Source organism: Streptomyces griseoviridis (assembly GCF_005222485.1).
GTDB classification, from domain to species: domain Bacteria; phylum Actinomycetota; class Actinomycetes; order Streptomycetales; family Streptomycetaceae; genus Streptomyces; species Streptomyces hintoniae.
Genome location: NZ_CP029078.1, coordinates 4,686,256 through 4,710,856, shown reverse-complemented (window position 1 = coordinate 4,710,856; position 24,601 = coordinate 4,686,256). Strand labels below are relative to the sequence as shown.

The window sequence follows — 24,601 nt, the reverse complement described above, 5'->3', positions numbered from 1 at the left end:
TTCCCCGCGTTCTCGGCCCCGGCCCCGGCCCCCGGGTGCGTCGCGGACGGATCTGACATCGTTGTCTCCCACGCTGTTCACATACAGGAATACCCATCACGTGCTTGAGCACGATATGGAGGCAGAACCCCCTGGTCAATGGGTTGTTCCTACGACTATGTATGTGAACAGCGAGGGGCTGAGCCGCAGGTCAGCTCGCGCTGGGCGACGCCGTCGCACCCGGCGGGGTGTCCGTGCTGTCGTGCGTCTCGTCCGGCGCGACCCCCAGGGTCAGCGCGGCCCGGACGCCTCGGGCGATGTGCCGGTGGTCGTAGTCCAGGACCAGCAGGCCGCCCTCATGGCCGTTGCCCGGGTAGATGGTGTCCTCGTCGAGGGTGGTGCGCTCGGTCGTGTTGGCCGCGTACGGCTGCACGTCGGCGGTCAGCAGCACCGACCGCTCGTCGAAGAACAGCTGGCCGGTGTGGCAGGTGTGGCCGCCCTCGTACCCGGCGTCCGTCCACTCGCCGTCCACGTGCACCTTGACGTGGATGTGCACGCACCGGCCCCGGTACCAGCCGGGGAAGACGGTCTCGAAGGTCACGTACCCGTGCCGGTCGGTGCGCCAGGTGCCGCGCAGGTAGCGCTCGTCGTCGGTCGGCTCCTGGTGGCCGCCACCGCCACCCGGGCCGCCGGGACCGCCGGGGCCGTCGGTCGGGGGCTCGCCGGTGGGCGGTTCGCCGGTGGGGGCCGGGCCGCCGCCCCCGCTGCCCTGGTCCTCGTAGCCCGAGTAGACGCCCGCCGCGTTGCAGTGCCAGATGTCGACGGCCGCGTTCCGCACCGGGCGGCAGCTCTCCGCGTCGATCACCTTCAGGCGCAGCCGCAGCGGGATGCCCTCCTGGTCCTCGGTGACGTCCCGGCGGATCTTGTCCGCGTCGATGTAGTAGGGGCCCTCGGTGGTCTCGGAGGTGAGGGCGTAGCAGGGTTCACCGTCCCCCGCGCCCTGGCCGGTGCCGGGCGTGGCCCGGTTGTCCTGGGCGGAGGCGGAGACGGCGAGCGCGCCGCCAGCGCCGAGCGCGGTCACGGTCGCGCCGGTGGCGACCAGCACCGTCCGGCGGTCCAACTGCTTCTTCCCGGGTGCTTCTTGATGATCTGTCATGGACCGGGACGGTAGGGGCGGCGAGGTGGGCGAAAACATCGGAGGGAGCTGTGAATCGGGTGCGCACGGGAAAGGGCTCGAAACCGACGCCGGTTTCGAGCCCTTTGCCTACGCTTTGCCTGCCCTGGTCGCGGCTACTTCGGCTGCGGCGTGCGCACCGACAGGTGCAGCTCCTTCAGCCGGGCCTCCTCCAGCTCCGTCGGGGCGCCCATCATCAGGTCCTGGGCGTTGCCGTTGAGCGGGAAGGAGATCGTCTCGCGGATGTTGGGCTCGTCCGCGAGGAGCATGACGATGCGGTCGACGCCGGGGGCGATCCCGCCGTGCGGCGGGGCGCCGAAGCGGAAGGCGCGGAGCATGCCCGCGAACTTCTCCTCGACGGTCTCCCGGTCGTAGCCCGCGATCTCGAACGCCTTGAGCATGATCTCGGGCTCGTGGTTGCGGATCGCGCCGGAGGACAGCTCGACGCCGTTGCAGACGATGTCGTACTGCCAGCCCAGGATGTCCAGCGGGTCCTGGGTCTCCAGGGCCTCCAGGCCGCCCTGCGGCATGGAGAACGGGTTGTGCGAGAAGTCGATCGCGCCGGTCTCCTCGTCCTTCTCGTACATCGGGAAGTCGACGATCCAGCAGAACCGGAAGACGTTCTCCTCGAACTGCCCGGCCCGCTTGGCGGCCTCGACGCGGACCGCGCCCATGATCTTGGAGACCTCGTCGAACTCGCCCGCGCCGAAGAAGACCGCGTGCCCGGCGGCCAGCGACAGGCGCTTGGTCAGCTCGGAGACGTTCTCCTCGGTGAGGAACTTCGCGATCGGACCGGAGAGCGACCCGTCCTCGGCGACACGCACCCAGGCCAGGCCCTTGGCGCCCTGCGAGACCGCGTAGTCACCGAGCTGGTCGAAGAACTTGCGGGGCTGGCCGGAGACGTCAGGCACCGCGAGGGCGCGCACGTGCTTGCCGGCGAACGCCTTGAACTCCGAGCCGGAGAAGACGTCGGTGAGGTCCACAAGCTCCAGCTTGGCGCGCAGGTCCGGCTTGTCGGAGCCGTACTTGAGCATCGCCTCGCGGAACGGGATGCGCGGGAACGGGGAGGTGACCTCGCGGTCGCCGCCGAACTCGGTGAACAGCTCCGTCATCAGCCGCTCGATGGGCTGGAACACGTCCTCCTGCTCGACGAAGCTCATCTCGACGTCGAGCTGGTAGAACTCGCCCGGCGAACGGTCCGCGCGGGCGTCCTCGTCGCGGAAGCAGGGCGCGATCTGGAAGTAGCGGTCGAAGCCGGAGATCATCAGCAGCTGCTTGAACTGCTGCGGCGCCTGCGGCAGCGCGTAGAACCGGCCCGGGTTGAGGCGGGAGGGGACGACGAAGTCGCGGGCGCCCTCGGGGGAGGTCGCGGAGAGGATCGGCGTCGCCATCTCGTTGAAGCCCAGCGCCGTCATCTTGTGGCGGATGGCCGAGATGACGGCCGTGCGCAGCATGATGTTGCGGTGCATGCGCTCGCGGCGCAGGTCGAGGAAGCGGTACTCCAGGCGGCGCTCCTCGTTGACACCGTCCTCGGCGTTGATGGTGAAGGGGAGCGGCTGGGCGGCGCCGAGCAGCTCGACCTCGCCGACCTCGACCTCGATCTCGCCGGTCGGCAGCTCCGGGTTGACGTTGTCGGCGCCGCGCGAGACGACCTGGCCGTCGATGCGGACGGTCGACTCCTTGGTCACCTTGTCGAGCGCCTCGTAGGCGGGGGTGCCGGGACGGGCCACGAGCTGCGTGATGCCGTAGTGGTCACGCAGATCGATGAAGAGGATGCCGCCCAGGTCGCGCCGATTGTGCAGCCAGCCACTGAGCCGGACGTCGGTGCCGACGTCAGAGGCGCGGAGCTCGCCGCAGGTGTGGGACCTGTACCGATGCATCGTCGTTCATCCAGCCTTCGCGGATCGGGGTTGTGTTTCACGTGAAACTTCCCCAAGCCTACCGGGGACCCCATGATCGGCTCCCCACCGTCAGCGCCGGGAGGGGGCCTGCGGGCCCGGGGCGTGGGCGGGGCCGCGCGCCGGGCCCGCGCGCCGGGCCCGCCCACGGGATCAGCCACGGGATCGGGTGATCGCGGCGCCGATCGGTGGCAGGCCGCGATCCCTCCTTCCTAAAGTGGGGCAATGCGCACTGGTGAGCCCTTGCCCGCCGTGGGGGAGGTCCTGGCCGCCCTCGCGACCGGCCTGTGGCAGTGGGACACCGCCACGGGGCTGGTCGCGGTCGACGCGGAGGCCGCGCGGCTGCTCGGGCTGCCCGCCCGCGCGACCACCCTCACGGAGGCGCAGACCCGGGCCAGGCTGCACCCCGTCGACTGGAACGAGATCACCGGGGTGGTCGGCCTCGCCGTCGCCGAGAACACGCTCGCCGAGGTGCGGATCCGGGTCATGGACGAGCTGGGCCGGATCGTCCGGGTCGTCCGCTCCCGCTCCAAGCCGTCGTTCGACCCGGTGCGGCGGGCCTTCCGGCTGATCGGCACCCTCCAGGAGGTCACCGAGCCGACGCCCGGCACCCCCGCGGGCCGCAGCGCGGTCACCGGCGACTGGCGGCGCTCCCGGGAGGCGTTCCTGCTGGACGCCGGGCGGGCGCTGGCCGAGGCGCGGTCCACGGAGGAGGTGCTGCGGGTCGCGGCCGGGCTGTCGATGCCGGGTTTCAGTCCTGACGGGCTCGCCGTCTTCGGCGTCGAGGGCGACCGCCTCACCCTCATCGGCTACCACGGGCAGCAGCCGGGCGCCGTGAGCCCGTTCACCCAGTTGGCGCTGAGCACCGACTATCCCGCCGCCGAGGTGGTCCGCACCGGCCGGGCCGTCTACCTCTCCTCGCCGCAGCAGTACCGGTCTCGCTACCCGCTGACCTGGCCGATCGCCGCCCCCTTCGCCCGTCACTCCTGGGCGTTCCTGCCGCTGACGGTGGCCGGGCGCACCATGGGCGCCTGGATGGCGGGCTTCGCCTATCCGGTCGCGTTCACGCCCGACGAGCGGTCGGTGCTGACCACGGTGGCCCGGATGCTCGCCCAGGCCCTCTCCCGGGCCGGCACCGCGGAGTCGGAGCGTGCCCTCACCGACGGCCTCCAGCGCTCCATGATGCCGAGGCTCGGGCCGCGGACACCGGGGCTGAAGGTCGCCGCCCGCTATGTCCCGACCGGGGGCGGCCTCCAGGTCGGCGGGGACTGGTACGACGTGATCCCGCTGCCCGGCGGCGCCACCAGGACCGAGGCGGGCGGCGGGCGGGTCGCGCTGGTGATCGGGGACGTCCAGGGCCATGACGTGCGGGCGGCCGGTCTGATGGGCCAGCTGCGGATCGCGCTGCGCGCGTACGCCTCCGAGGGGCACAGGCCCGACGCGGTGCTGTCGCGCGCCTCCCGGTTCCTGCACGGCATGACGTACGGCACGCCCGACGACGACGAGTCCGACCTGCGGTTCGCCACCTGTCTGTACGTCGAGGCGGACCCGGCGACCGGCACCCTCGACATCGCCCGCGCCGGGCACCCCGACCCGGCGATCCGGATGACGGACGGCACGGTGCTGGCGCGGGCGACGGCGGGCGGGCTGCCGCTCGGCATCGACCCGGACGCCGACTACCCGACCACCCGGATCGTCCTGGAACCCGGCGAAACGATGCTGATCTGCACCGACGGTCTGATCGAGACCGGCGGCCACGACCTGGACAGCGGCTGGCAGCGCATCCGGGCGATCCTGGAGGAGCACCAGGGGGATCTGGAGGAGCTGGCCGACGCGCTGGTCCAGGGCGTGCACGGTCCTTCGTCGCACCACAGCACGGGTCCGCTGGCCGACCGCCGCGAGGACGACATCGCGGTCCTGCTGCTGAGCCGCGCGGGCCCGGACAGCGACCCCGGCGCACCGGCGGCGGGCCCGGCCGCGGTGCGCCGCACGCTGCTGTCGGTGGCCCAGGCGGAGCCGGAGCGGGTGGCGGTGGCCAGGCAGCAGGTGCGGGAGCTGCTGCACGACTGGCCATCGGCCGACCAGATCGACTCGGCGGTGCTGCTGCTGTCCGAGACGCTGACCAACGTCCTCGTGCACACCGACGCCGACGCGCTGCTGCTCGCGGAGGTGCACGGCGAGCCGGGCGGGCGCAGGCTGCGGGTCGAGGTGACGGACACCGGCGACGACCTCCCGCACCGACGCCACCCGGGCGAACTGGCGTCCTCGGGCCGCGGCCTGGTCCTCATCGAACTCCTCGCGGACACCTGGGGGGTGGACCCGAGGGGCGAGGGCAAGAGCATCTGGTTCGAACTCCACGAGCCACCTGAGCCACTCGTGCCACCTGAACCACTGGGGCCGCATGAATCACTGGGGCCGCATGAATCACCTGGACCACCTGAGCCACCGGGGCCGCACGAATCACCCGAGGCACAGGAAACACGTGAGCCGGCCGAGTCGGCTGAGCCCGCTGAGCCCGCCGAGCCCGCCGAGTCGGACGGTCCGTCGGTGTCCTAGAGTCCGTGCCGCCGGGACACTTGTGTCCCGCGAACGGGCAGCCCGGTCGCCCTGGGGTCAGGACTCCCGTCCCTGAGAACCCCCCGGCGGGTCGATGACCCCATAGCGGGAGCGCAGTTCGTGGATGACGCCGAAGAACGCCGCCGTGAGCGGTACGGCCAGCAGCATCCCGAGGATGCCCGCGACGGCCGCGCCCGCGGTGATGGCGAGCATGACCACCGCCGGATGCATCTGCACGGTCCGGCTCTGGATCATGGGCTGGAGCACATGCCCTTCGAGCACCTGCACGGCGAGCACCACCCCGAGCGCCCACAGCGCGATCACGAAGCCGCGGTCGGCGAGCGCGACCAGCACGGCGACGGCGCCGGAGATGAAGGCGCCGAGGTAGGGGATGTACGCCCCGACGAAGACCAGCGCGCCGAGTCCGACGGCCCCGGGGACGCGCAGCACCAGCAGTCCGACGGTGATGCAGACGGCGTCGATGAACGCGATGAGGGTGGTGCCCCGCATGAATCCCTCGACGGCCCCGAAGGCCCGGCGGGCCATGGCCTCGACGAGGTCGGCGGTGCCGCTCGGGGCGAGGGAGCGCAGGGCGCCCGCGGCCCGCTCCGAGTCCCGCAGGAAGAAGAAGACCAGGAGCAGCGCGAGGACGGCCATGGCGATGACCTCGGCGACCACGCTGACGCCGCTGATCACGTTGGAGGCGGCGGTGCCCCCGAACTTGGCGAGCAGTTCCTTGGAGTTGCCCGCGAGGTCGCCGAGCGAGGTGCCGGCCGCCCCGAAGTGCTGGGCGAGCGAGGTCGCGGCGGTCTTCAGTGAGGTGACGATCTGGTCGCCGGTGTCGATGAGCGCGGCGACGACGATGTACACGGCGCCGCCGACGACGGCGACCACGGCGACGCAGGTGAGTCCGGCCGCGATCGACGGGTTGACCTTGGCCTTCACCAGCCGCCGGTACAGCGGCCCGAGCAGCGCCGAGCCGAGGAGGGCGAGCAGCACGGGTGTGACGGCGGCCCGCAGCTCCGCGCAGAGCCGGACCGCGACGTATCCGACCCCGGAGACCAGCAGGATCACACCGCACCAGGCGGCGAACCGCCGTACGGGTTCCGGAAGCAGGGACATCCCCCCACCCGAACACGTCGGGCGGCCGTGCGGTGGCCGACATCGGCGGATTCGCCGGCGCTGACCCCTAACGGGGGAACGCCGCCGGCGGCATCACCACCGGCGGCGTTCCGGCGCTGTGGCCATCGCCGGCACCGTCGGCGCCTTCACCGTCGTCACCTTCACCGTCGCCCTCGCCGCCTGACGGCCGCCCCGGGCAGCGGTCGGCCCCGCCTCCCCGCGGGTGCGGGGAGACGGGGCCGGGGGACGTGCGGGCCGTCGGTGGGCCGTTGTCGCTACTGCGGGCCGCCGGGGGTCATGCCGTGGACCGCGGGGACCGTGCCGAGGCGGCCCTTCTGGAAGTCCTCGAACGCCTGCTGGAGTTCGTCGCGGGTGTTCATGACGAACGGTCCGTAGTGCGCCATCGGCTCGCGGATGGGCTGTCCGCCGAGGAGCACGATCTCCAGGTCGGGCGTGTTCCCGTCCTGCTTCTCGTCCGCGCGGACGGTCAGCGAGGAGCCGGCGCCGAAGACGGCGGTCTGGCCGAGGTGGACGGGGCGGCGCTCGGCGCCGACCGAGCCCTTGCCCGCCATGACGTAGGCGAGGCCGTTGAAGTCCTCGCGCCACGGCAGGGTCAGCTCGGCGCCCGGTGCCACCGTCGCGTGGATCATCGTGATCGGGGTGTGGGTGGCGCCCGGTCCCTGGTGGCCGTCCAGGTCACCGGCGATGACGCGGATCAGGGCGCCGCCGTCGGGGGTGGTGAGGAGCCCGACCTCGCCGCTGCGCAGGTCCTGGTACTTCGGGGCCATCATCTTGTCCTTGGCCGGGAGGTTCACCCACAGCTGGAGGCCGTGGAAGAGGCCGCCGGAGACGACGAGGGACTCGGGCGGCGCCTCGATGTGCAGCAGGCCGGAGCCCGCCGTCATCCACTGGGTGTCGCCGTTGGTGATGGTGCCGCCGCCGCCGTGGCTGTCCTGGTGGTCGAAGACGCCGTCGATGATGTAGGTGACGGTCTCGAAGCCGCGGTGCGGGTGCCAGGGGGTGCCCTTGGGCTCGCCCGGCGCGTACTCCACCTCTCCCATCTGGTCCATCATGATGAACGGGTCGAGGTGGCGGTAGTTGATCCCGGCGAACGCCCGGCGCACCGGGAAGCCCTCACCCTCGAAACCGCTCGGCGCGGTGGTGACGGTGAGCACGGGGCGTGCCACGGCGTCGGCCGGCGCGGTCACGCGCGGAAGCGTCAGCGGGTTCTCGACGGTCACTGCAGGCATGTCGGTACCTCCTTGTACGGCCACTTTAGTTGAGCGTTGAACTTTCTGCCACCCCACAACACGAGGAGCCCGGAGGGCATTCCCTCCGGGCTCCGACGACGGGGGCGGTCCGTCAGCCGTACATGCGGCGCATCGCGAAATCGACCATCTGTTCGACGGCCTTGGCGTCGAAGACCATCCGGTGCTCCCCCTCCATGTCGACGACGAACCCGTATCCGGTCGGCAGCAGGTCGATCACCTCGGCGCCGGTGATCACGAAGTACTTGGACTCCTTGCCCGCGTACCGGCGCAGCTCCTTGAGCGAGCTGAACATCGGGATCACCGGCTGCTGGGTGTTGTGCAGGGCGAGGAAGCCGGGGTTGTCACCGCGCGGGCAGTACACCTTGGACGTCGCGAAGACCTGCTGGAAGTCCTCGGCCGCAAGCTGCCCCGTGGTGAAGGCCCGCACCGCGTCCGCGAGCGAGGGCGGCGACGGCTCGGGGTACAGCGGCGGCTGCTGCCCGTAGCCGCCGGGCATCTGCTGCTGCGGCGGGGTGTACTGCTGCTGGGCGCCCACGTTCTGGTCGTAGCCGTACATGTGCGAAAGAGTACTCAGTCACAGATGGCCGGATCGGGCTTGCTTCTTATTACCGACGGGTAGCATCATCGTAGCTACTTGCTGGTATGTGAACGGGCGCGAGGATCCCAGTGCCTCGCCGATCTCTCTACGGAGCTGTCGCCATGGGGCACTACAAGTCGAATCTCCGCGACATCGAGTTCAACCTCTTCGAGGTGCTCGGTCGGGACAAGCTGTACGGCACCGGACCGTTCGAGGAGATGGACACCGAGACCGCCAAGAGCGTCCTCGCGGAACTGACCCGCCTCTCGGAGAACGAGCTGGCGGAGTCCTTCGCGGACGCCGACCGCAACCCGCCGGTCTACGACCCCGAGACCCACACCGCCCCGGTCCCCGCCTCCTTCAAGAAGAGCTACAAAGCCTTCATGGAGTCGGAGTACTGGCGGCTCGGGCTGCCCGAGGAGATCGGCGGCACCACCGCACCGCCGTCCCTGATCTGGGCCTATGCCGAGCTGGTCCTGGGCGCCAACCCGGCGGTCTGGATGTACTCCTCGGGCCCCGCCTTCGCGCGCATCCTCTTCGAGGAGGGCACCGAGGAGCAGAAGAAGGCCGCGGCCGTCGCCGTGGAGAAGACCTGGGGCTCCACCATGGTCCTCACCGAGCCCGACGCGGGCTCGGACGTCGGCGCGGGCCGCACCAAGGCCGTCCGGCAGGAGGACGGCTCCTGGCACATCGAGGGCGTGAAGCGGTTCATCACCTCGGGCGAGCACGACATGGAGGAGAACATCCTCCACTACGTCCTGGCCCGCCCCGAGGGCGCGGGACCCGGCACCAAGGGCCTCTCCCTCTTCCTGGTGCCCAAGTTCCTCTTCGACTTCGAGACCGGTGAGCTGGGCGAGCGCAACGGGGTCTACGCCACCAACGTCGAGCACAAGATGGGCCTCAAGGCGTCCAACACCTGCGAGATGACCTTCGGCGACCGCCACCCCGCCGTCGGCTACCTGATCGGCGACCGGCACGACGGCATCCGGCAGATGTTCCGGATCATCGAGTTCGCCCGCATGATGGTCGGCACGAAGGCCATCTCGACGCTCTCGACCGGCTACCTGAACGCGCTGGAGTACGCCAAGGAGCGCGTCCAGGGCCCGGACCTCGCGAACTTCATGGACAAGACCGCGCCCAAGGTCACCATCACCCACCACCCCGACGTCCGCCGCTCGCTCATGACGCAGAAGGCGTACGCCGAGGGCATGCGGGCGCTGGTGCTCTACACCGCCTCCGTCCAGGACGCCATCGCCGTCAAGGAGGCCAACGGCGAGGACGCGAAGACCGAGCACGCGCTCAACGACCTGCTGCTGCCGATCGTGAAGGGCTACGGCTCCGAGAAGGGCTACGAGCAGCTCGCGCAGTCGCTCCAGACCTTCGGCGGCTCCGGGTTCCTCCAGGAGTACCCGATCGAGCAGTACATCCGCGACGCCAAGATCGACACCCTCTACGAGGGCACCACCGCCATCCAGGGCCAGGACTTCTTCTTCCGGAAGATCGTCCGCAACCAGGGCGCCGCGCTGAACTCGCTGGCCGAGGACATCAAGAAGTTCCTGGCGCTGGCCACCGGCGGCGAGGAGCTGGCCGGCTCCCGCGAGCACCTCGCGAAGGCCGCCGTGGAGCTGGAGGCGATCGTCGGCCTGATGCTGACCGACCTCGCCGCCACCGAGCAGGACGTCAAGAACATCTACAAGGTGGGCCTGAACACCAGCCGGCTGCTGCTGGCCTCGGGCGACGTCGTCGTCGGCTACCTGCTCCTCAAGGGCGCCGCGGTCGCCGCCGAGAAGCTGGAGACCGCGTCCAGCAAGGACCGGGCCTTCTACACCGGCAAGATCGCGGCGGCGAAGTACTTCGCGGCCACCGTCCTGCCCGGCGTCACCGGCGCCCGCAAGCTCGCCGAGGGTGTCGACCTGGACCTGATGGAGCTGGACGAGGCCGCCTTCTAGCGAGACGGCGCGGCGGGTGCGAGGAGCCCCGCCGGGCAGGCGTTCAGGCGGCACCCGTTCGGGGTAGCCAGAATTCCACATCGCCCTCACGAGGGCCCGCTCCGGTCACGCGGAGTGGGCCCTCGTACGTCGTTAAGGTGAACCCATGAGCGAACCCCACCGCTTCGACCGCGGCCACACCGACGACCTCATGTCCTTCCTGACGGCCAGCCCGTCGCCGTACCACGCGGTCGCGAGTGCCGCCGAGCGGCTGGAGAAGGCAGGCTTCCGGCAGGTCGCGGAGACGGACGCCTGGGACAGCACGAGCGGCGGCAGGTACGTGCTGCGCGGCGGCGCGCTGGTGGCCTGGTACGTCCCCGAGAACGCGGCGCCCCACACGCCGTTCCGTATCGTCGGCGCGCACACCGACTCCCCGAACCTGCGGGTCAAGCCGCTGCCCGACACCGGCGCGCACGGCTGGCGCCAGGTGGCCGTGGAGATCTACGGCGGCCCGCTGCTGAACTCCTGGCTCGACCGGGACCTCGGCCTGGCCGGCCGGCTCACCCTGAGAGACGGCTCGACCCGCCTCGTCAACATCGACCGGCCGCTGCTGCGCGTCCCGCAGCTCGCCATCCACCTCGACCGCTCCGTCACCGCCGACGGCCTCAAGCTCGACAAGCAGCGCCACCTCCAGCCGATCTGGGGCCTGGGCGACACCGTCCGCGACGGCGACCTCATCGCCTTCCTCGAGGAGTCCGCGGGACTCACCCCGGGCGACGTCACCGGCTGGGACCTGATGACCCACTCCGTGGAGCCGGCCGCCTACCTGGGCCGCGACAAGGAGCTGGTCGCCGGGCCCCGGATGGACAACCTGCTGTCCGTGCACGCCGGGGTCGCGGCGCTGACCGCGGTGGCCGGCGGGGAGCCGCCGTACATCCCGGTGCTGGCCGCCTTCGACCACGAGGAGAACGGCTCGCAGTCCGACACCGGCGCGGACGGCCCCCTCCTCGGCGGGGTGCTGGAGCGTTCGGTCTTCGCCCGCGGCGGATCGTACGAGGACCGGGCGCGGGCCTTCGCGGGCACCGTCTGCCTCTCCTCCGACACCGGTCACGCCGTGCACCCCAACTACGCGGAGCGCCACGACCCGACGCACCACCCGCGGGTCAACGGCGGCCCGATCCTCAAGGTGAACGTCAACAACCGCTACGCCACCGACGGTTCGGGGCGCGCGGTGTTCGCCGCCGCCTGCGAGCGGGCGGGCGTGCCGTTCCAGTCGTTCGTCTCCAACAACTCGATGCCCTGCGGCACCACGATCGGCCCGATCACCGCGGCCCGGCACGGCATCAAGACCGTCGACATCGGCGTCGCGATCCTCTCCATGCACAGCGCCCGCGAACTGTGCGGTGCCGACGACCCGCATCTGCTGGCGAACGCGCTGGTGGCGTTCCTGGAGGGGTAGCCGGCCCGGCGCACGACGGTGCGTCAAGTGGGCGTGGGGCGCATGGGTGTTGGCGGCCGGGGTACCCGGGTTGCGGGCCGGAGGGACCGGCCCTGACTCGGCCGGACAGAGAGGCGACACTCATGGGCCTCGGTGGATGCATCATCCTCATCGCTGCGGGAGCCATTCTCACGTTCGCGACCGACTGGCACATGCAGGGCGTCAACCTGCATCTGGTCGGCGTGATCCTGATGATCGTGGGCCTGATCGGCGTGACCACCTTCAGCAGCATCGCCAGGCGCCGGCGCGTGGTGGTGCCGTCCGCCGCTCCGGTGGTCGAGGAGGAGCGGCACCACCGCCGCGACGGCTACAGCGACGGCTACGGCGTCTGATCGACCGCGCCCGGCTCCGTGCCGGGCGCCTCACCCGCCGTGTCCATGCCCGCGAGGACCAGCGCGAGCCGGCCGGTGCCGCCCTCGACGAGCCGCACCGGCACACCCCAGTCCTGCTGGTGGACATGGCAGGCCGGATAGGGGTTGGCGGGGTCGTCGTCGCAGGACGCGGCCATCGCCGACACATGCAGGACGCCCTCGGTGACCGCCGGGTCCAGCTCCACAGCCCGGGACAGCTCGGTGCCCGCCCCCTCGCCCGCGCGCAGCAGCGCGGGCGGGGTGGCCGACACCAGGAGCCGGGTCGAGGGCCCGTAGCGGGTGTCGAGCTTCTGCCCCGCCGGGGCCTGGAAGATCACGTCCAACCGCAGCCCGCCGGGGCCGACCTCGGTGGCGGCGCGCCGGGTGCGGTGGGCGACCGACTCCACCCGCACTGCCTCCTCGGGCAGCCGCAGCCGGGTCAGCCGATGCCCCGCCGACTCCACGACGACGATGTCCTGGCCGGCCAGCACGGCGTCGCTCGGCTCCCGCAGCTCCGTCGCCAGGGTGGTGACCTCGCCGGTCGCCGGGTCGTAGCGGCGCAGGGCGTGGTTGTAGGTGTCGGCGACGGCGACCGAGCCGTCCGGCAGGGCGGTGACGCCCAGCGGGTGCTGGAGCAGCGCCTGCCCGGCCGCGCCGTCCCGGTGCCCGAAGTCGAAGAGGCCGGTGCCGACGGCGGTGTGGACGGCGCCCTCGCGGTCCACCCAGCGCAGCGCGCTGGTCTCGGAGTCGGCGAGCCAGAGCCGCTCCCCGTCGGCCGAGACGGCGAGCCCGGACGGCTGCGCGAACCAGGCGTCCGCGCCGGGGCCGTCGACCAGGCCCTCGTTGGTCGTGCCCGCGGTGACCTCGACGGTGCCGCCTCCGGGGTCGTACGCCCACAGTTGGTGCACGCCCGCCATGGCGATCCACACCCGGCCCTGCCACACCGCCACGTCCCACGGCGACGAGAGGCTGACCTCGCGGGCCGCGCCCGAGGCCGGGTCGCCCTGCATCCACTGCCGGCCGGTGCCGGCCACCGTGGTGACCTCGCCGGTCGCGAGGTCCACCCGGCGCAGGGCGTGGTTGACGGTGTCGGCGACGACCACCGAGGTGTCGTCGAGCGCGGCGAGGCCCTGCGGCTCGCTGAACGCGGCGTACGCGGCCGGGCCGTCGGCGAGTCCGCGGCTGCCCGAGCCGATCCGGCGCAGCACGCTCTCGCCGTCCGCCGCAAGCTCCACGAGCTGGTGCCGGGTGGTGTCGCTGACCAGGAACGTGCCGCCGGGCAGCGCGACCGCCTTGCCGGGGAAGCGCAGCACGGTCGGCTCGGGTTCGGGCGCCACGTAGGGGCCGTCGCCGCGCCGCAGGGTGCCCTTGGCGGCGTGCTCGCCCTCCAGCTCGGCGACCAGCCGCTCGATGGCGTGTACATGCCCCTCGCCCGCGTGCTGGGCGACGACGTACCCCTCGGGGTCGATCACCACCAGCGTCGGCCACGCGCGGACCGCGTACTGCTTCCAGGTGGCCAGCTCCGGGTCGTCGAGCACCGGGTGCTCCACGCCGTACCGCTCGACGGCGTCGACCACGGCCGCATGCTCGGCCTCATGGACGAACTTCGGCGAGTGCACCCCGATCACCACCACCGTGTCGGCGTGCTTCTCCTCCAACTCCCGCAGCTCGTCGAGGACATGCAGGCAGTTGATGCAGCAGAACGTCCAGAAATCCAGGATGACGATGCGTCCTCGCAGGTCGGCGAGGGTGTACTGCTGATCACCCGTGTTCAGCCAGCCGCCCTTGCCGACCAGCTCGGGGGCGCGTACGCGCACGCGCCGGGGAGTGGAGTCGTTCATGGTTCCAGGGTGCCACGCCCCTCTGACAGCGCCCGCGGGCGGCCCGATCCGCCCGACGGGCTACGGGCTGCGTCCCGGGGCCCTCGACGGGGAAGCCGTCAGACATGAGATTCCTCGTGCGCGACCGGCTCCTCGGCATCGGTGACGACTACTGGATCGAGGACGACCACGGCAACAAGGTGTTCCTCGTCGACGGCAAGGCGATGCGGCTGCGGGACACCTTCGAGGTGAAGGACACCCGCGGGCGCGTCCTGATCGACATCCACCAGAAGATGTTCGCGCTGCGCGACACGATGGTCGTCGAGCGGGACGGCGCCGCCCTCGCGACCATCAGGCGCAAGCGCCTCTCCCTGCTGCGCAACCACTACCGGGTCGCCCTCGCCGACGGCTCCGAACTCGACGTCAGCGGCAAGATCCTGGACCGCGAGTTCGCCATCGAGTTCGACGGCGAACTCCTCGCCGTGATCTCCCGCCGCTGGCTGCACCTGCGCGAGACCTACGGCATCGACGTCGTGCGCGACGACGCCGATCCGGCGCTGCTGATCGCGGTCGCGGTGTGCGTGATCCACCTGGCGGACAAGGAGCGCGAGGACGACTGAGGCGGGGCGACCGATTCGCCCTCGTCTACGGCGATCTGGAGATGGAAGGCGCGCACACTACCACCGTCCTGGCATTCGGCCCGCCCGCACGGGCCTACGATCGTCACACGAAAGCACTGCCGGGGTGCCTCACAGCAGCGTAACTTGGGGGTCCCCCCTGTTCGAGCTCGGTCGAGAACTTGGGGGAGTTGCAAGACACCCGCCGAGAGCCACCTCCCACTGGCAACGCCGCCGTCACCAGCCCGTGTACCGACCGCCGAGGGGTCCCGTTCCGTGAGTCTGCATCCCACTCTCCAGCACTACGCCGACGCCTGGACCCACTCCATCGACGCGATAACCGAGCTGGTGCAGCCGCTTGTCGAGGGCGAGTGGAACCGTCGGACGCCGTGCCCAGGCTGGTCGGTGCGGGATCTGATCTCCCATCTCATCGGCCTGGACTGCGAGATGCTCGGCGACCCGCGCCCCATCCACACCCTGCCGCGCGACCTCTTCCACGTGACCAACGAGAGCCAGCGCTACATGGAGATGCAGGTCGACGTCCGCCGTCACCACACCTCCCCGGAGATGACCTCCGAGCTGGAGTACACGATCATCCGGCGCAACCGGCAGCTGCGCAACGAGTCACGGGACCCGGGCACCAAGGTGCGCAGCCCCTTCGGCACCGACCTCACCCTGGAGGAGTCGATGCGCACCCACGCGTTCAACGTGTGGGTGCACGAGCAGGATCTGCGGGCCGCCCTCGGTGTCCCCGGAAACCTCGACTCCCCCGGCGCGCACGTCGCGCGGGACGTGCTGCTGGCCGCGCTGCCGAAGGTCGTCGCTGAGGACTCCGACGCGCCCCGCAGCTCGGCGGTCGTCTTCGACGTGCACGGCCCGATCGAGTTCCTGCGCACGATCCGCATCGACATCCAGGGCCGCGGCACCCTGGAGACGGCCCCGGCGCTCGGCCCGGCCGCCAGCTTCGCGATGGACTGGGAGACGTACGTCCGGCTCGCCTGCGGCCGGGTGACCGCCGAGGCGGTGGCGGACCGGGTGAAGGCGGACGGCGACCCCCGGCTGACGGCGGCCGTCCTGCGCAACTTCGCGGTGACGCAGTAGCGGTGGGCGGCGCTCCGGTGACGCGGTAGCGGACCGGGGCACGGAGCGCGGGACACGAAGGACGGGACACCGGGCACGGAGCACCGGGCTCGGGGGCGTGAGCACGGGGGCCGGCGCACGGGGCCGGGGGATCTCGGCCCGCCGCCGCTGTCTCCCCCCGTCTCGCCTGCCCCGCCAGCCCCGCCAGCCCCGCCAGCCCCACTCTCCTCCCGGCGCTCCCCCGCGTCCGCCGTTCAGGCCGGTACGTGCACCGTCTCCACCCGGCTGGCCACCAGCCGCTCCCGCTCCAGCCGCGCGGCCCGGGTGCGCAGCCGCAGTATCTGGGTGATGCCGAGGGCCTGGAGGACGAAGACCACCGAGAAGGCGACGGAGTAGTTGTCGCCGGTGGCGTCCAGGAGCACGCCGATCGCGAACAGCGTCGTCATCGAGGCGACGAAACCACCCATGTTGGTGATGCCGGAGGCGGTGCCCTGACGGTCCGGCGGATTGGCCGGGCGGGCGAAGTCGAAGCCGATCATCGAGGCGGGCCCGCAGGCGCCGAGGACCGCGCAGAGCGTCACCAACAGCCACATCGGCGCGTGTTCGCCCGGGTAGACGAGCGTCGTCGCCCACACCACGGCGGTCGCCGCGACCGTGCCGAGCGCCAGCGGCAGCCTGGCCGCGTGGTGCCGGGCCACCACCTGCCCGTAGACCAGGCCGATCAGCATGTTGGACAGGACGACGAGGGTGAGCAGTTCACCGGCGGTCGCGCGGGACAGGCCCTGCGCCTGGACCAGGAACGGCAGGCCCCACAGCAGCAGGAACACCATCGCCGGGAACTGCGTGGTGAAGTGCACCCACAGGCCGAGCCGGGTGCCGGGCTCCCGCCAGGACGCGGCGATCTGCCGCCGCACATAGGCCGCGCCCTGGTGCGGGAACGGCTGCGGCTCGTGCCCCTCCGGGTGGTCCTTGAGGAAGAGCAGCAGCAGGACGAGGACGACGACACCGGCGACCGCGCTGCCCGCGAAGGCCGCGGTCCAGCCGACGCCGTGCAGCAGCCGGGCCAGGACGAGGGTGGAGACGAGGTTGCCCGCCATGCCGACCAGTCCGGCGAGCTGGGCGACCATCGGGCCGCGGCGGGCCGGGAACCAGCGGGTGCCGAGCCGCAGCACGCTGATGAACGTCATCGCGTCGCCGCAGCCGAGCAGCGCGCGCGAGGCGAGGGCGGTGCCGTAGGAGGGGGAGAAGGCGAAGCCGAGCTGGCCCGCGGTGAACAGGACCACCCCGATGGTCAGCACCTTCTTGGTGCCGAGCCGGTCGACGAGCAGGCCGACGGGTATCTGCATGCCCGCGTAGACCAGCAGTTGGAGGATCGAGAACGTGGAGAGCGCCGAGGCGTTGACGTGGAAGCGGTCCACCGCGTCGAGTCCCGCCACCCCGAGCGAGGTGCGGAAGATGACCGCGACGAAGTAGACCGAGACGCCTATGCACCAGACGGCGACCGCGCGTCGGCCGCCCGGCGGGTCGCCCGGCAGGGACACCGAGGAGGAGCCGCTCATCGCACCTCACCCCTGGCCAGGTGCGAGAACCAGCCGACGTGCCGGTGGACGACGGCCACGGCCGCCTCCGCGTCCCCCGAGCGCAGCGCGTCGAGGATCTCCTCGTGCTCGGTGAGGGTCTTGGCGATCCGGTCCGGGTGCGAGTACATGACGGCGACGCCCATCCGCAGCTGCCGGTCGCGGAGCTGGTCGTAGAGCCGGGAGAGGATCTCGTTGCCGCCGCTGCGGACGATCTCGGCGTGGAAGCAACGGTCGGTGACGGCGGCGCCCGCCAGGTCGCCCGCGGCGGCCTGCGCCTTCTGCTCGGCCAGCAGCCGCTCCAGGCGCTCGACGAGGCCCGCGGGCGCCGGGACGGCCTTGCGGGCCGCGTGCACCTCGACCAGGAGCCGGGTCTCGACGACGTCCGCGATCTCCTGCGCGGAGACCGGCAGCACCAGCGCGCCCTTCTTCGGGTACAGCCGAATCAGCCCCTCCACCTCCAGGCGGAGCAGGGCCTCGCGCACCGGGGTGCGGGAGACCCCGACGGCGTCGGCCAGTTCGCCTTCGGTGAGGAGCGTTCCGCCCTCGTAGTGGCGTTCCAGGACGCCCTGTTTGACGTGGGTGTAGACGCGGTCGGCGGCGGGGGGCTGTTTGACGGGCGCGGGCGGGGCTGCGGGCATGCCGACAGGATAGATACATCACGTACGCATGAGCGAGACGGTCCAGCATACGGACGCGGCGTGTATCAACGCCGTCACAGAACCCCGACCCGCCCCAGTCGTTGCACAACCATCCGTGCTAGATACGTGTCTTACATGTGCGGCCCATCTGTTTCCCCTCCAACTCGGCCGCACCGCAGGCGCATTCAACACAATCGGGGTATCTCAGTTGATAAACGGCATCAAGGGCATCCGTATCCGCAGAGCCGCAGCCGTCGCCGTCACGGCCGGCGCGATGCTCGCCACCGGAGCCCTCACCGCGGCACCCGCGCAGGCCGTCGCCACGCCCACGATCGCCGCCAAGGGCGGCTACGTGATGAACAACGCGACCGGCAAGTCCCTGTACTCGAAGGCAGCCGACACCAAGCGTTCCACCGGCTCCACCACCAAGATCATGACCGCCAAGGTCGTGCTCTCGCAGGCCAATCTGAACCTGGACTCCAAGGTCACGATCCAGATGGCCTACAGCGACTACATCGTCTCCAAGAACGCCTCGTCGGCGCGGCTGATCGTCGGCGACAAGGTGACCGTCCGTCAGCTCCTGTACGGGCTCATGCTCCCGTCGGGCTGTGACGCCGCCTACGCGCTCGCCGACAAGTTCGGCACCGGCACGACGCGCGCCAAGCGCGTGGCGAACTTCATCGGCAAGATGAACACCACCGCCAAGTCGCTGGGTCTGAAGAACACCCACTTCGACTCCTTCGACGGCATCGGCAGCGGCTCCAACTACTCGACGCCGCGCGACCTGACGAAGCTCGCCAGCAACGCGATGAAGAACTCCACGTTCCGCACGGTCGTGAAGGCCAAGTCGTACACGGCGAAGACGGTCACCAAGACCGGCGGCACCCGCACGATGGCCGCGTGGACCAACACCAACACCCTGCTCGGCAGTTACAGCGGCACCATCGGCGTGAAGACGGGCTCGGGCCCGGAGGCGAAGTACTGCCTCGTCTTCGCCGCCACCCGCAACGGCAAGACCGTCATCGGCACGGTGCTCGCCTCCACGAGCGCCACCGTGCGCTCGACGGACGCGACGAAGCTCCTCAACTACGGCTTCGCGACGGCCGGCTGACGACCGCACAGCGCACGGAAGGGGGCCTCCGCGACCGCGGAGGCCCCCTTCGTCGTGCTGCCGTTCGCCGCGCCCGGTCCGTCAGTTCCAGGTGATCAGGCGCTTGGGCTGCTCCAGGACCGCCGCCACGTCGGCCAGCACCTTGGAGCCCAACTCGCCGTCCACCAGCCGGTGGTCGAAGCTGAGCGCCAGGGTGGTGACCTGACGCGGCTTCACCTTGCCCTTGTGGACCCACGGCTGGAGCTTGATCGCGCCGACCGCGAGGATCGCGGACTCGCCGGGGTTCAGGATCGGGGTACCGGTGTCGATGCCGAAGACGCCGACGTTGGTGATGGTGAGCGTGCCGCCCTGCATGGCCGCGGGCGACGTCTTGCCCTCCCGTGCCGTCGCCACCAACTCACTGAGCGACTCGGCGAGTTCCGGCAGCGTCTTGGTGTGCGCGTCCTTGATGTTCGGGACGATCAGACCGCGCGGGGTGGCCGCGGCGATGCCGAGGTTCACATAGTGCTTGAGGACGATCTCCTGAGCCGCCTCGTCCCACGACGCGTTGATGTCCGGGTGGCGCCTGACGGCGACCAGGAACGCCTTCGCGATCAGCAGCAGCGGGTTGATCCGCAGCCCGCGGGTGCCGTACGTGTCGGGGGACTCCTTCAGCTCCTCGACGAGCTTCATCGTGCGGGTGACGTCCACCGTGACGAACTCGGTGACGTGCGGCGCGGTGAAGGCGGAGCCGACCATCGCCTGGGCGGTCGCCTTGCGCACGCCCTTGACCGGGACGCGGGTCTCCCGGGCGCCGTCGAACGACGCGACCGGCGGGGCGACGACGGTCGCGGGCCTGCCTGACGGCGCTGACGGCGCTGCCGGCGCTGCCGGCGCGGGCGCCGCGACCTGCGGGGCGGCGGCGGGGGCGGCCGGGGCCACCGCCGCGTGCACGTCCTCGCGGGTGATGACGCCGTCCGCTCCCGACGGCACGATCGCGGCGAGGTCCACGCCGAGATCCTTGGCCAGCTTGCGGACCGGCGGCTTGGCCAGCGGCCTGGACCGCCCGCCCGCGACCGGAGCCGCGGCGGCGGGGCCGTGGCCGTTCAGCTCCGCCTGGACCGCGGCCTGCGCCTGCGGGACGACCACCTCGGGGCCCTTGCGCGGGCGCCGCTTCGTCGAGGACACGGCGACTCCGTAGCCCACCAGCACGGGCTGGCGGGCGGCCGGCTTCTCCTCCTCGACGGCGGGCGCCTGGGCGCTCGCGGACGCCCGCGCGGGCTGTGGTGCCTCGGCCGGGGCGGCGGGGGCGTCGGCGGGGGCGGCGCCGCCCGACACGTCCACCGCGATGATCGACGTGCCCACGTCGACCGTGGTGCCCTCGGGGAAGCGCAGCTCGCGCACCACCCCGTCGTAGGGGATGGGCAGTTCGACGGCCGCCTTCGCCGTCTCGACCTCGCAGACCACCTGGCCGTCGGTGACCGTGTCCCCGACCTGCACGTACCACTTGAGGATCTCGGCCTCGGTGAGCCCCTCGCCCACGTCCGGCATCTTGAACTCGCGTACGGACGCTTCCGTCATCGTCGTCACGACCCTCTCCTCAGTACGCCAGGGCACGGTCGACGGCGTCGAGCACCCGGTCGAGACCCGGCAGGTACTCCTCCTCCAGACGCGCCGGCGGGTACGGGGCGTGGTAGCCGCCGACCCGGAGCACCGGGGCCTCCAGGTGGTAGAAGCAGCGCTCGGTGATCCGGGCGGCGATCTCCGCGCCGGAGCCGAAGAAGACCGGCGCCTCGTGCACCACGACCAGCCGGCGGGTCTTCTCCACCGACGTCTGGATCGTGTCGAAGTCCATCGGGGAGACCGACCGCAGGTCCACGACCTCGAGGGACTTGCCCTCCTCGGCCGCCGCGTCGGCGACCTCCCGGCAGAGCTTCACCATCGGGCCGTAGGCGGCCAGCGTGAGGTCGGTGCCTTCGCGCACGACCCGCGCCTTGTGCAGCGGCCCCGGGATGGCCTGCGGGTTGACCTCGGTCTTGTCCCAGTAGCGCCGCTTCGGCTCGAAGAAGATCACCGGGTCGTCGCTCTGGATGGCCTGCTGCATCATCCAGTACGCGTCCGACGCGTCCGAGGGCGAGACCACCTTGAGCCCGGAGACGTGCGCGAACAGCGACTCGGGGGACTCCGAGTGGTGCTCGACGGCGCCGATGCCGCCGCCGTAGGGGATGCGGACCACGACGGGCAGCTTCACCTTGCCCAGCGAGCGGGCGTGCATCTTGGCGAGCTGGGTGACGATCTGGTCGTAGGCCGGGAAGACGAAACCGTCGAACTGGATCTCCACCACCGGGCGGTAGCCGCGCAGGGCCAGGCCGATGGCCGTGCCGACGATGCCCGACTCGGCGAGCGGGGTGTCGATGACGCGGCTCTCGCCGAAGTCCTTCTGGAGGCCGTCGGTGACCCGGAAGACACCGCCGAGCTTGCCGACGTCCTCGCCCATGACGAGGACCTTCGGGTCGGACTCAAGGGCGTGGCGCAGCGACTCGTTGAGCGCCTTGGCCAGGGCCATCTTCTCCGCCGCCATGTCACTTGCCCCCTTCTGCGTCCGCGAACGACGCCTGGTAGGCGGCGAACTGGGCGCGCTCCTCGTCGACGAGCGCGTGCCCGTCCGCGTACACGTTCTCGAAGATGGCGAAGTGGTCCGGGTCGGGCATGGCGCGGACCGCCTCACGCACCCGCCTTCCCAACGTCTCGCTCTCGGCCTCGAGTTCCGCGAAGAACGCGTCGTCCGCGTGGTGGGCCGACTCCAGGTGGGCGCGCAGCCGCAGGATCGGGTCCTTCGCCTCCCACGCCTCGCGCTCCTCGTCGGCCCGGTACTTGGTCGGGTCGTCGGAGGTGGTGTGGGCGCCCATCCGGTAGGTGTACGCCTCGACGAGGGTCGGGCCCTCGCCGTTGCGGGCCCGCTCCAGCGCCCAGCGGGTGACCGCGAGGGTGGCCAGGACGTCGTTGCCGTCGACCCGTACGCCGGGGAAGCCGAAGCCCTGGGCGCGCTGGTAGAGCGGCACCCGGGTCTGCTTCTCGGTGGGCTCGGAGATCGCCCACTGGTTGTTCTGGCAGAAGAACACCACGGGCGCGTTGTAGACGGCCGAGAAGGTGAACGACTCCGCCACGTCGCCCTGGCTGGAGGCGCCGTCGCCGAAGTAGGCGATGACCGCGCTGTCGGCGCCGTCCTTGGTGATGCCCATCGCGTAGCCGGTGGCGTGCAGCGTCTGGGAGCCGATGACGATCGTGTACAGGTGGAAGTTGTTGGTGTTCGGGTCCCAGCCGCCGTGGTTCACGCCGCGGAACATGCCGAGCAGGTTGGTCGGGTCGACGCCGCGGCACCAGGCGACGCCGTGCTCGCGGTAGGTCGGGAAGACGTAGTCGTCGTCGCGCAGGGCCCGGCCCGAGCCGATCTGGGCGGCCTCCTGGCCGAGCAGCGAGGCCCACAGGCCCAGCTCGCCCTGGCGCTGGAGGGCGGTGGCCTCGGCGTCGAAGCGGCGGGTGAGCACCATGTCGCGGTAGAGGCCGCGCATGTCCTCGGGGGTGATGCCGGCGACGTACGGGTCGAACTCGGCGTTCTTGACGCGGGCGCCTTCGGGCGTCAGCAGCTGGACGAGGTCGGGGTCGGCGCCCGCCGCCTTCTTGGCGGTCGTGCGCTTGCCGGCCGTGCTCTTGGTCCCGGCGCTGCGTCGCGGCTTGCGCGCGGCAGTGCTCTCCACGGTCACGTGTGCTCCTCCGTCGGTCCGGCATCCCGGGTTCGCCGGGTGCAGGGGGTTCCCCGCTCCTTTTAGGAGCTCGGGGAGGCGGCTCACCTGCGTCCCGCGGACCCACAGGGTGGGTGGGCCCGTGCGGCACAGGCGTGACAAGGTGCCCCGGCGAGCGCCCTGCAACACGCACGTTACCCAGTGCTCCACATTTCTGGGAAACCCCTCCTGACCTGCGTTTTTGCTTGGATATCCAAGTAAATCGCGAAAGTCGGGAACAGTTCCTGGTCACAGCGTCGCAGGGGGCCGGAACAACGGCACGTTATCCCGGTGACCCAGGTCACGGGAAGAGTCTCGCCGCGGGCGGGGCGCGGGCCGCTGTGTGAGACTGCGTTTCGTGCGCGAAGACGGAAAAATCAAGGTATTCCTCCTCGACGACCATGAAGTGGTGCGGCGCGGTGTGTACGAGCTGCTGACCGTCGAGGACGACATCGAGGTGGTCGGCGAGGCCGGCACGGCGGCCGACGCGCTGGCCAGGATCCCGGCGGTGCGGCCCGATGTGGCGGTCCTGGACGTCAGGCTCCCGGACGGCAGCGGGGTCGAGGTGTGCCGGGAGGTGCGCTCGGCGGACGAGTCGGTGCGGTGTCTGATGCTGACGTCGTTCGCCGACGACGAGGCCCTCTTCGACGCGATCATGGCGGGCGCTTCGGGTTACGTCCTGAAGGCGATCCGGGGCAACGAGCTGCTGACGGCCGTCCGGGACGTCGCGGAGGGCCGGTCCCTGCTCGACCCGGTCGCCACCGCGCGCGTGCTGGAGCGGCTGCGCGAGGGCGGCACCGCGCGCGGGGACGCCAGGCTCGCCGACCTGACCGAGCAGGAGCGCAAAATCCTCGACCTGATCGGCGAGGGCCTCACCAACCGGGTGATCGGCGAGCGGCTGCACCTGGCCGAGAAGACGATCAAGAACTATGTGTCGAGCCTGCTCTCCAAGCTGGGCATGGAGCGCCGCTCCCAGGCGGCGGCCTACGTGGCCCGCGTGCAGGCGGAACGGCAACGGCAGTGACGGGAGCGGGAGCGACGGCAGCGACGGCAGCGACGGCAGCGGCAGACGCGCGTTCCGGGTCTTAGGTCCCGGTCGATGCGGGGCCGTCGCCTCTGTGCCCGGGGGGTCCGTCGGCCGAGAGTGGGAAGCATGGCCTCCGACGATCAGCTCGCCGCCGACCTGCTCGCCCGCGCCGAGTACGGACGGGTGGCCACCAGCATGCGCGCCCTCCCGCTGCTCGCGTCCGCCCGGCACATCGTGGACGACGGGCGGGTCCTGCTGCGCATGTCCCGCGGCCACGGCCACCACCGGGCGTGCGCCGGGAGCGTCGTCGCGTACGGGGCGGACAACCTGGACACGGCCAGGCCGGGCGAGCGCAGGTGGTCCGTGCAGATCGTGGGGGCGTGCGCGGAGCACGAACCGACGGCCGCCCAGTGGGAGCGGTTCGGCCCGGTGCCCACCCGGACCGACGGAGAGCCCTGGGACGTCGTCCATCTGCTCATCGAGCCGCAGTTCTGGTCGGTTCGGTCCGACGACGTCGCCCTGGAACACCCCTTCGCGCACATTCCGTGATCGAAGGTGACCGAGTGTGAGAAACCCCAGCTCACAGGGGCGGTTTCGCACCTAGCATCGGGCGC

Annotated in this window: 20 protein-coding genes; 9 read left to right on the top strand and 11 right to left on the bottom strand. The window is 71.3% G+C overall.

Annotated features, from left to right (window positions below):
- Positions 1-190 precede the first annotated feature (190 nt).
- Positions 191-1,135, bottom strand: a complete 945-nt coding sequence (locus DDJ31_RS20120) for an intradiol ring-cleavage dioxygenase (RefSeq protein WP_127178919.1) — start codon at positions 1,133-1,135, stop codon at positions 191-193.
- Positions 1,136-1,269: 134 nt separating this feature from the next.
- Positions 1,270-3,033 carry an aspartate--tRNA ligase gene (gene aspS / locus DDJ31_RS20115; RefSeq protein WP_127178920.1) on the bottom strand — a complete coding sequence of 588 codons (1,764 nt, stop codon included), beginning with the start codon at positions 3,031-3,033 and terminating at the stop codon, positions 1,270-1,272.
- Positions 3,034-3,276: 243 nt separating this feature from the next.
- On the opposite strand from aspS, the gene DDJ31_RS20110 reads away from it, so the two are divergent.
- Positions 3,277-5,607, top strand: a complete 2,331-nt coding sequence (locus tag DDJ31_RS20110; protein WP_240678137.1) for an ATP-binding SpoIIE family protein phosphatase — start codon at positions 3,277-3,279, stop codon at positions 5,605-5,607.
- A gap of 57 nt (positions 5,608-5,664) precedes the next feature.
- On the opposite strand, the gene DDJ31_RS20105 is transcribed toward DDJ31_RS20110, so the two are convergent.
- From DDJ31_RS20105 to DDJ31_RS20095, 3 genes are all read right to left on the bottom strand, one after another.
- Positions 5,665-6,729 (bottom strand): AI-2E family transporter, encoded by a 1,065-nt coding sequence (locus DDJ31_RS20105; protein WP_127178921.1) that lies wholly within the window; start codon positions 6,727-6,729, stop codon positions 5,665-5,667.
- A gap of 275 nt (positions 6,730-7,004) precedes the next feature.
- Positions 7,005-7,979, bottom strand: a complete 975-nt coding sequence (locus tag DDJ31_RS20100) for a pirin family protein (RefSeq protein ID WP_127178922.1) — start codon at positions 7,977-7,979, stop codon at positions 7,005-7,007.
- Between the two features lie 112 nt (positions 7,980-8,091).
- Positions 8,092-8,556 carry an SseB family protein gene (locus DDJ31_RS20095; protein WP_127178923.1) on the bottom strand — a complete coding sequence of 155 codons (465 nt, stop codon included), beginning with the start codon at positions 8,554-8,556 and terminating at the stop codon, positions 8,092-8,094.
- A gap of 143 nt (positions 8,557-8,699) precedes the next feature.
- On the opposite strand from DDJ31_RS20095, the gene DDJ31_RS20090 reads away from it, so the two are divergent.
- The 3 genes from DDJ31_RS20090 to DDJ31_RS20080 all read left to right on the top strand — a co-directional run bounded on the left by DDJ31_RS20090 (position 8,700) and on the right by DDJ31_RS20080 (position 12,335).
- Positions 8,700-10,526 (top strand): acyl-CoA dehydrogenase, encoded by a 1,827-nt coding sequence (locus DDJ31_RS20090; RefSeq protein WP_127178924.1) that lies wholly within the window; start codon positions 8,700-8,702, stop codon positions 10,524-10,526.
- 145 nt (positions 10,527-10,671) lie between these two features.
- Positions 10,672-11,964 (top strand): M18 family aminopeptidase, encoded by a 1,293-nt coding sequence (locus DDJ31_RS20085; RefSeq protein WP_171480859.1) that lies wholly within the window; start codon positions 10,672-10,674, stop codon positions 11,962-11,964.
- A 122-nt stretch (positions 11,965-12,086) separates the two neighbouring features.
- The gene (locus DDJ31_RS20080) at positions 12,087-12,335 is read left to right on the top strand and encodes a DUF6458 family protein (protein ID WP_127178926.1); all 249 of its coding nucleotides are present in this window, start codon (positions 12,087-12,089) and stop codon (positions 12,333-12,335) included.
- On the opposite strand, the gene DDJ31_RS20075 is transcribed toward DDJ31_RS20080, so the two are convergent.
- Positions 12,323-14,194 (bottom strand): thioredoxin-like domain-containing protein, encoded by a 1,872-nt coding sequence (locus DDJ31_RS20075; protein WP_127178927.1) that lies wholly within the window; start codon positions 14,192-14,194, stop codon positions 12,323-12,325. The two genes, DDJ31_RS20080 and DDJ31_RS20075, sit on opposite strands and share 13 nt — an antisense overlap.
- A gap of 104 nt (positions 14,195-14,298) precedes the next feature.
- Between DDJ31_RS20075 and DDJ31_RS20070 the strand changes: the two genes are divergently transcribed.
- Complete coding sequence (locus tag DDJ31_RS20070; protein ID WP_127178928.1) at positions 14,299-14,793, top strand: LURP-one-related/scramblase family protein; 495 nt, start codon at positions 14,299-14,301, stop codon at positions 14,791-14,793.
- Positions 14,794-15,066: 273 nt separating this feature from the next.
- Positions 15,067-15,891: a maleylpyruvate isomerase family mycothiol-dependent enzyme gene (locus DDJ31_RS20065; RefSeq protein ID WP_127178929.1), complete on the top strand. Its 825-nt coding sequence runs from the start codon at positions 15,067-15,069 to the stop codon at positions 15,889-15,891.
- Between the two features lie 233 nt (positions 15,892-16,124).
- Here the strand turns inward: DDJ31_RS20065 and DDJ31_RS20060 are convergent, their stop codons facing one another.
- A complete protein-coding gene (locus DDJ31_RS20060) occupies positions 16,125-17,429 on the bottom strand; it encodes an MFS transporter (RefSeq protein ID WP_127178930.1) in 1,305 nt (434 codons plus the stop codon).
- A complete protein-coding gene (locus DDJ31_RS20055; RefSeq protein ID WP_127178931.1) occupies positions 17,426-18,088 on the bottom strand; it encodes a GntR family transcriptional regulator in 663 nt (220 codons plus the stop codon). The genes DDJ31_RS20060 and DDJ31_RS20055 overlap by 4 nt, the downstream gene beginning before the upstream one ends.
- Before the next feature lie 208 nt (positions 18,089-18,296).
- Between DDJ31_RS20055 and DDJ31_RS20050 the strand changes: the two genes are divergently transcribed.
- Positions 18,297-19,199, top strand: a complete 903-nt coding sequence (locus tag DDJ31_RS20050; protein ID WP_127178932.1) for a D-alanyl-D-alanine carboxypeptidase family protein — start codon at positions 18,297-18,299, stop codon at positions 19,197-19,199.
- An 81-nt stretch (positions 19,200-19,280) separates the two neighbouring features.
- Here DDJ31_RS20050 and DDJ31_RS20045 read toward each other — a convergent pair whose 3' ends face one another.
- Genes DDJ31_RS20045 through pdhA form a run of 3 tightly spaced genes read right to left on the bottom strand, consistent with a single transcriptional unit; the run spans position 19,281 to position 22,942 of the window.
- On the bottom strand, positions 19,281-20,768 hold the full coding sequence (locus DDJ31_RS20045; protein ID WP_127178933.1) for a dihydrolipoamide acetyltransferase family protein: 1,488 nt from the start codon (positions 20,766-20,768) through the stop codon (positions 19,281-19,283).
- 10 nt (positions 20,769-20,778) lie between these two features.
- Positions 20,779-21,759 carry an alpha-ketoacid dehydrogenase subunit beta gene (locus DDJ31_RS20040; protein WP_127178934.1) on the bottom strand — a complete coding sequence of 327 codons (981 nt, stop codon included), beginning with the start codon at positions 21,757-21,759 and terminating at the stop codon, positions 20,779-20,781.
- A 1-nt stretch (position 21,760) separates the two neighbouring features.
- On the bottom strand, positions 21,761-22,942 hold the full coding sequence (pdhA, locus tag DDJ31_RS20035; RefSeq protein WP_127178935.1) for a pyruvate dehydrogenase (acetyl-transferring) E1 component subunit alpha: 1,182 nt from the start codon (positions 22,940-22,942) through the stop codon (positions 21,761-21,763).
- Between the two features lie 376 nt (positions 22,943-23,318).
- On the opposite strand from pdhA, the gene DDJ31_RS20030 reads away from it, so the two are divergent.
- Both DDJ31_RS20030 and DDJ31_RS20025 read left to right on the top strand, forming a co-directional pair.
- On the top strand, positions 23,319-23,984 hold the full coding sequence (locus tag DDJ31_RS20030; RefSeq protein ID WP_127178936.1) for a response regulator: 666 nt from the start codon (positions 23,319-23,321) through the stop codon (positions 23,982-23,984).
- A gap of 129 nt (positions 23,985-24,113) precedes the next feature.
- Entirely contained in the window at positions 24,114-24,536 is a 423-nt protein-coding gene (locus tag DDJ31_RS20025; protein ID WP_127178937.1) for a pyridoxamine 5'-phosphate oxidase family protein, read from the top strand.
- Positions 24,537-24,601: the final 65 nt, after the last annotated feature.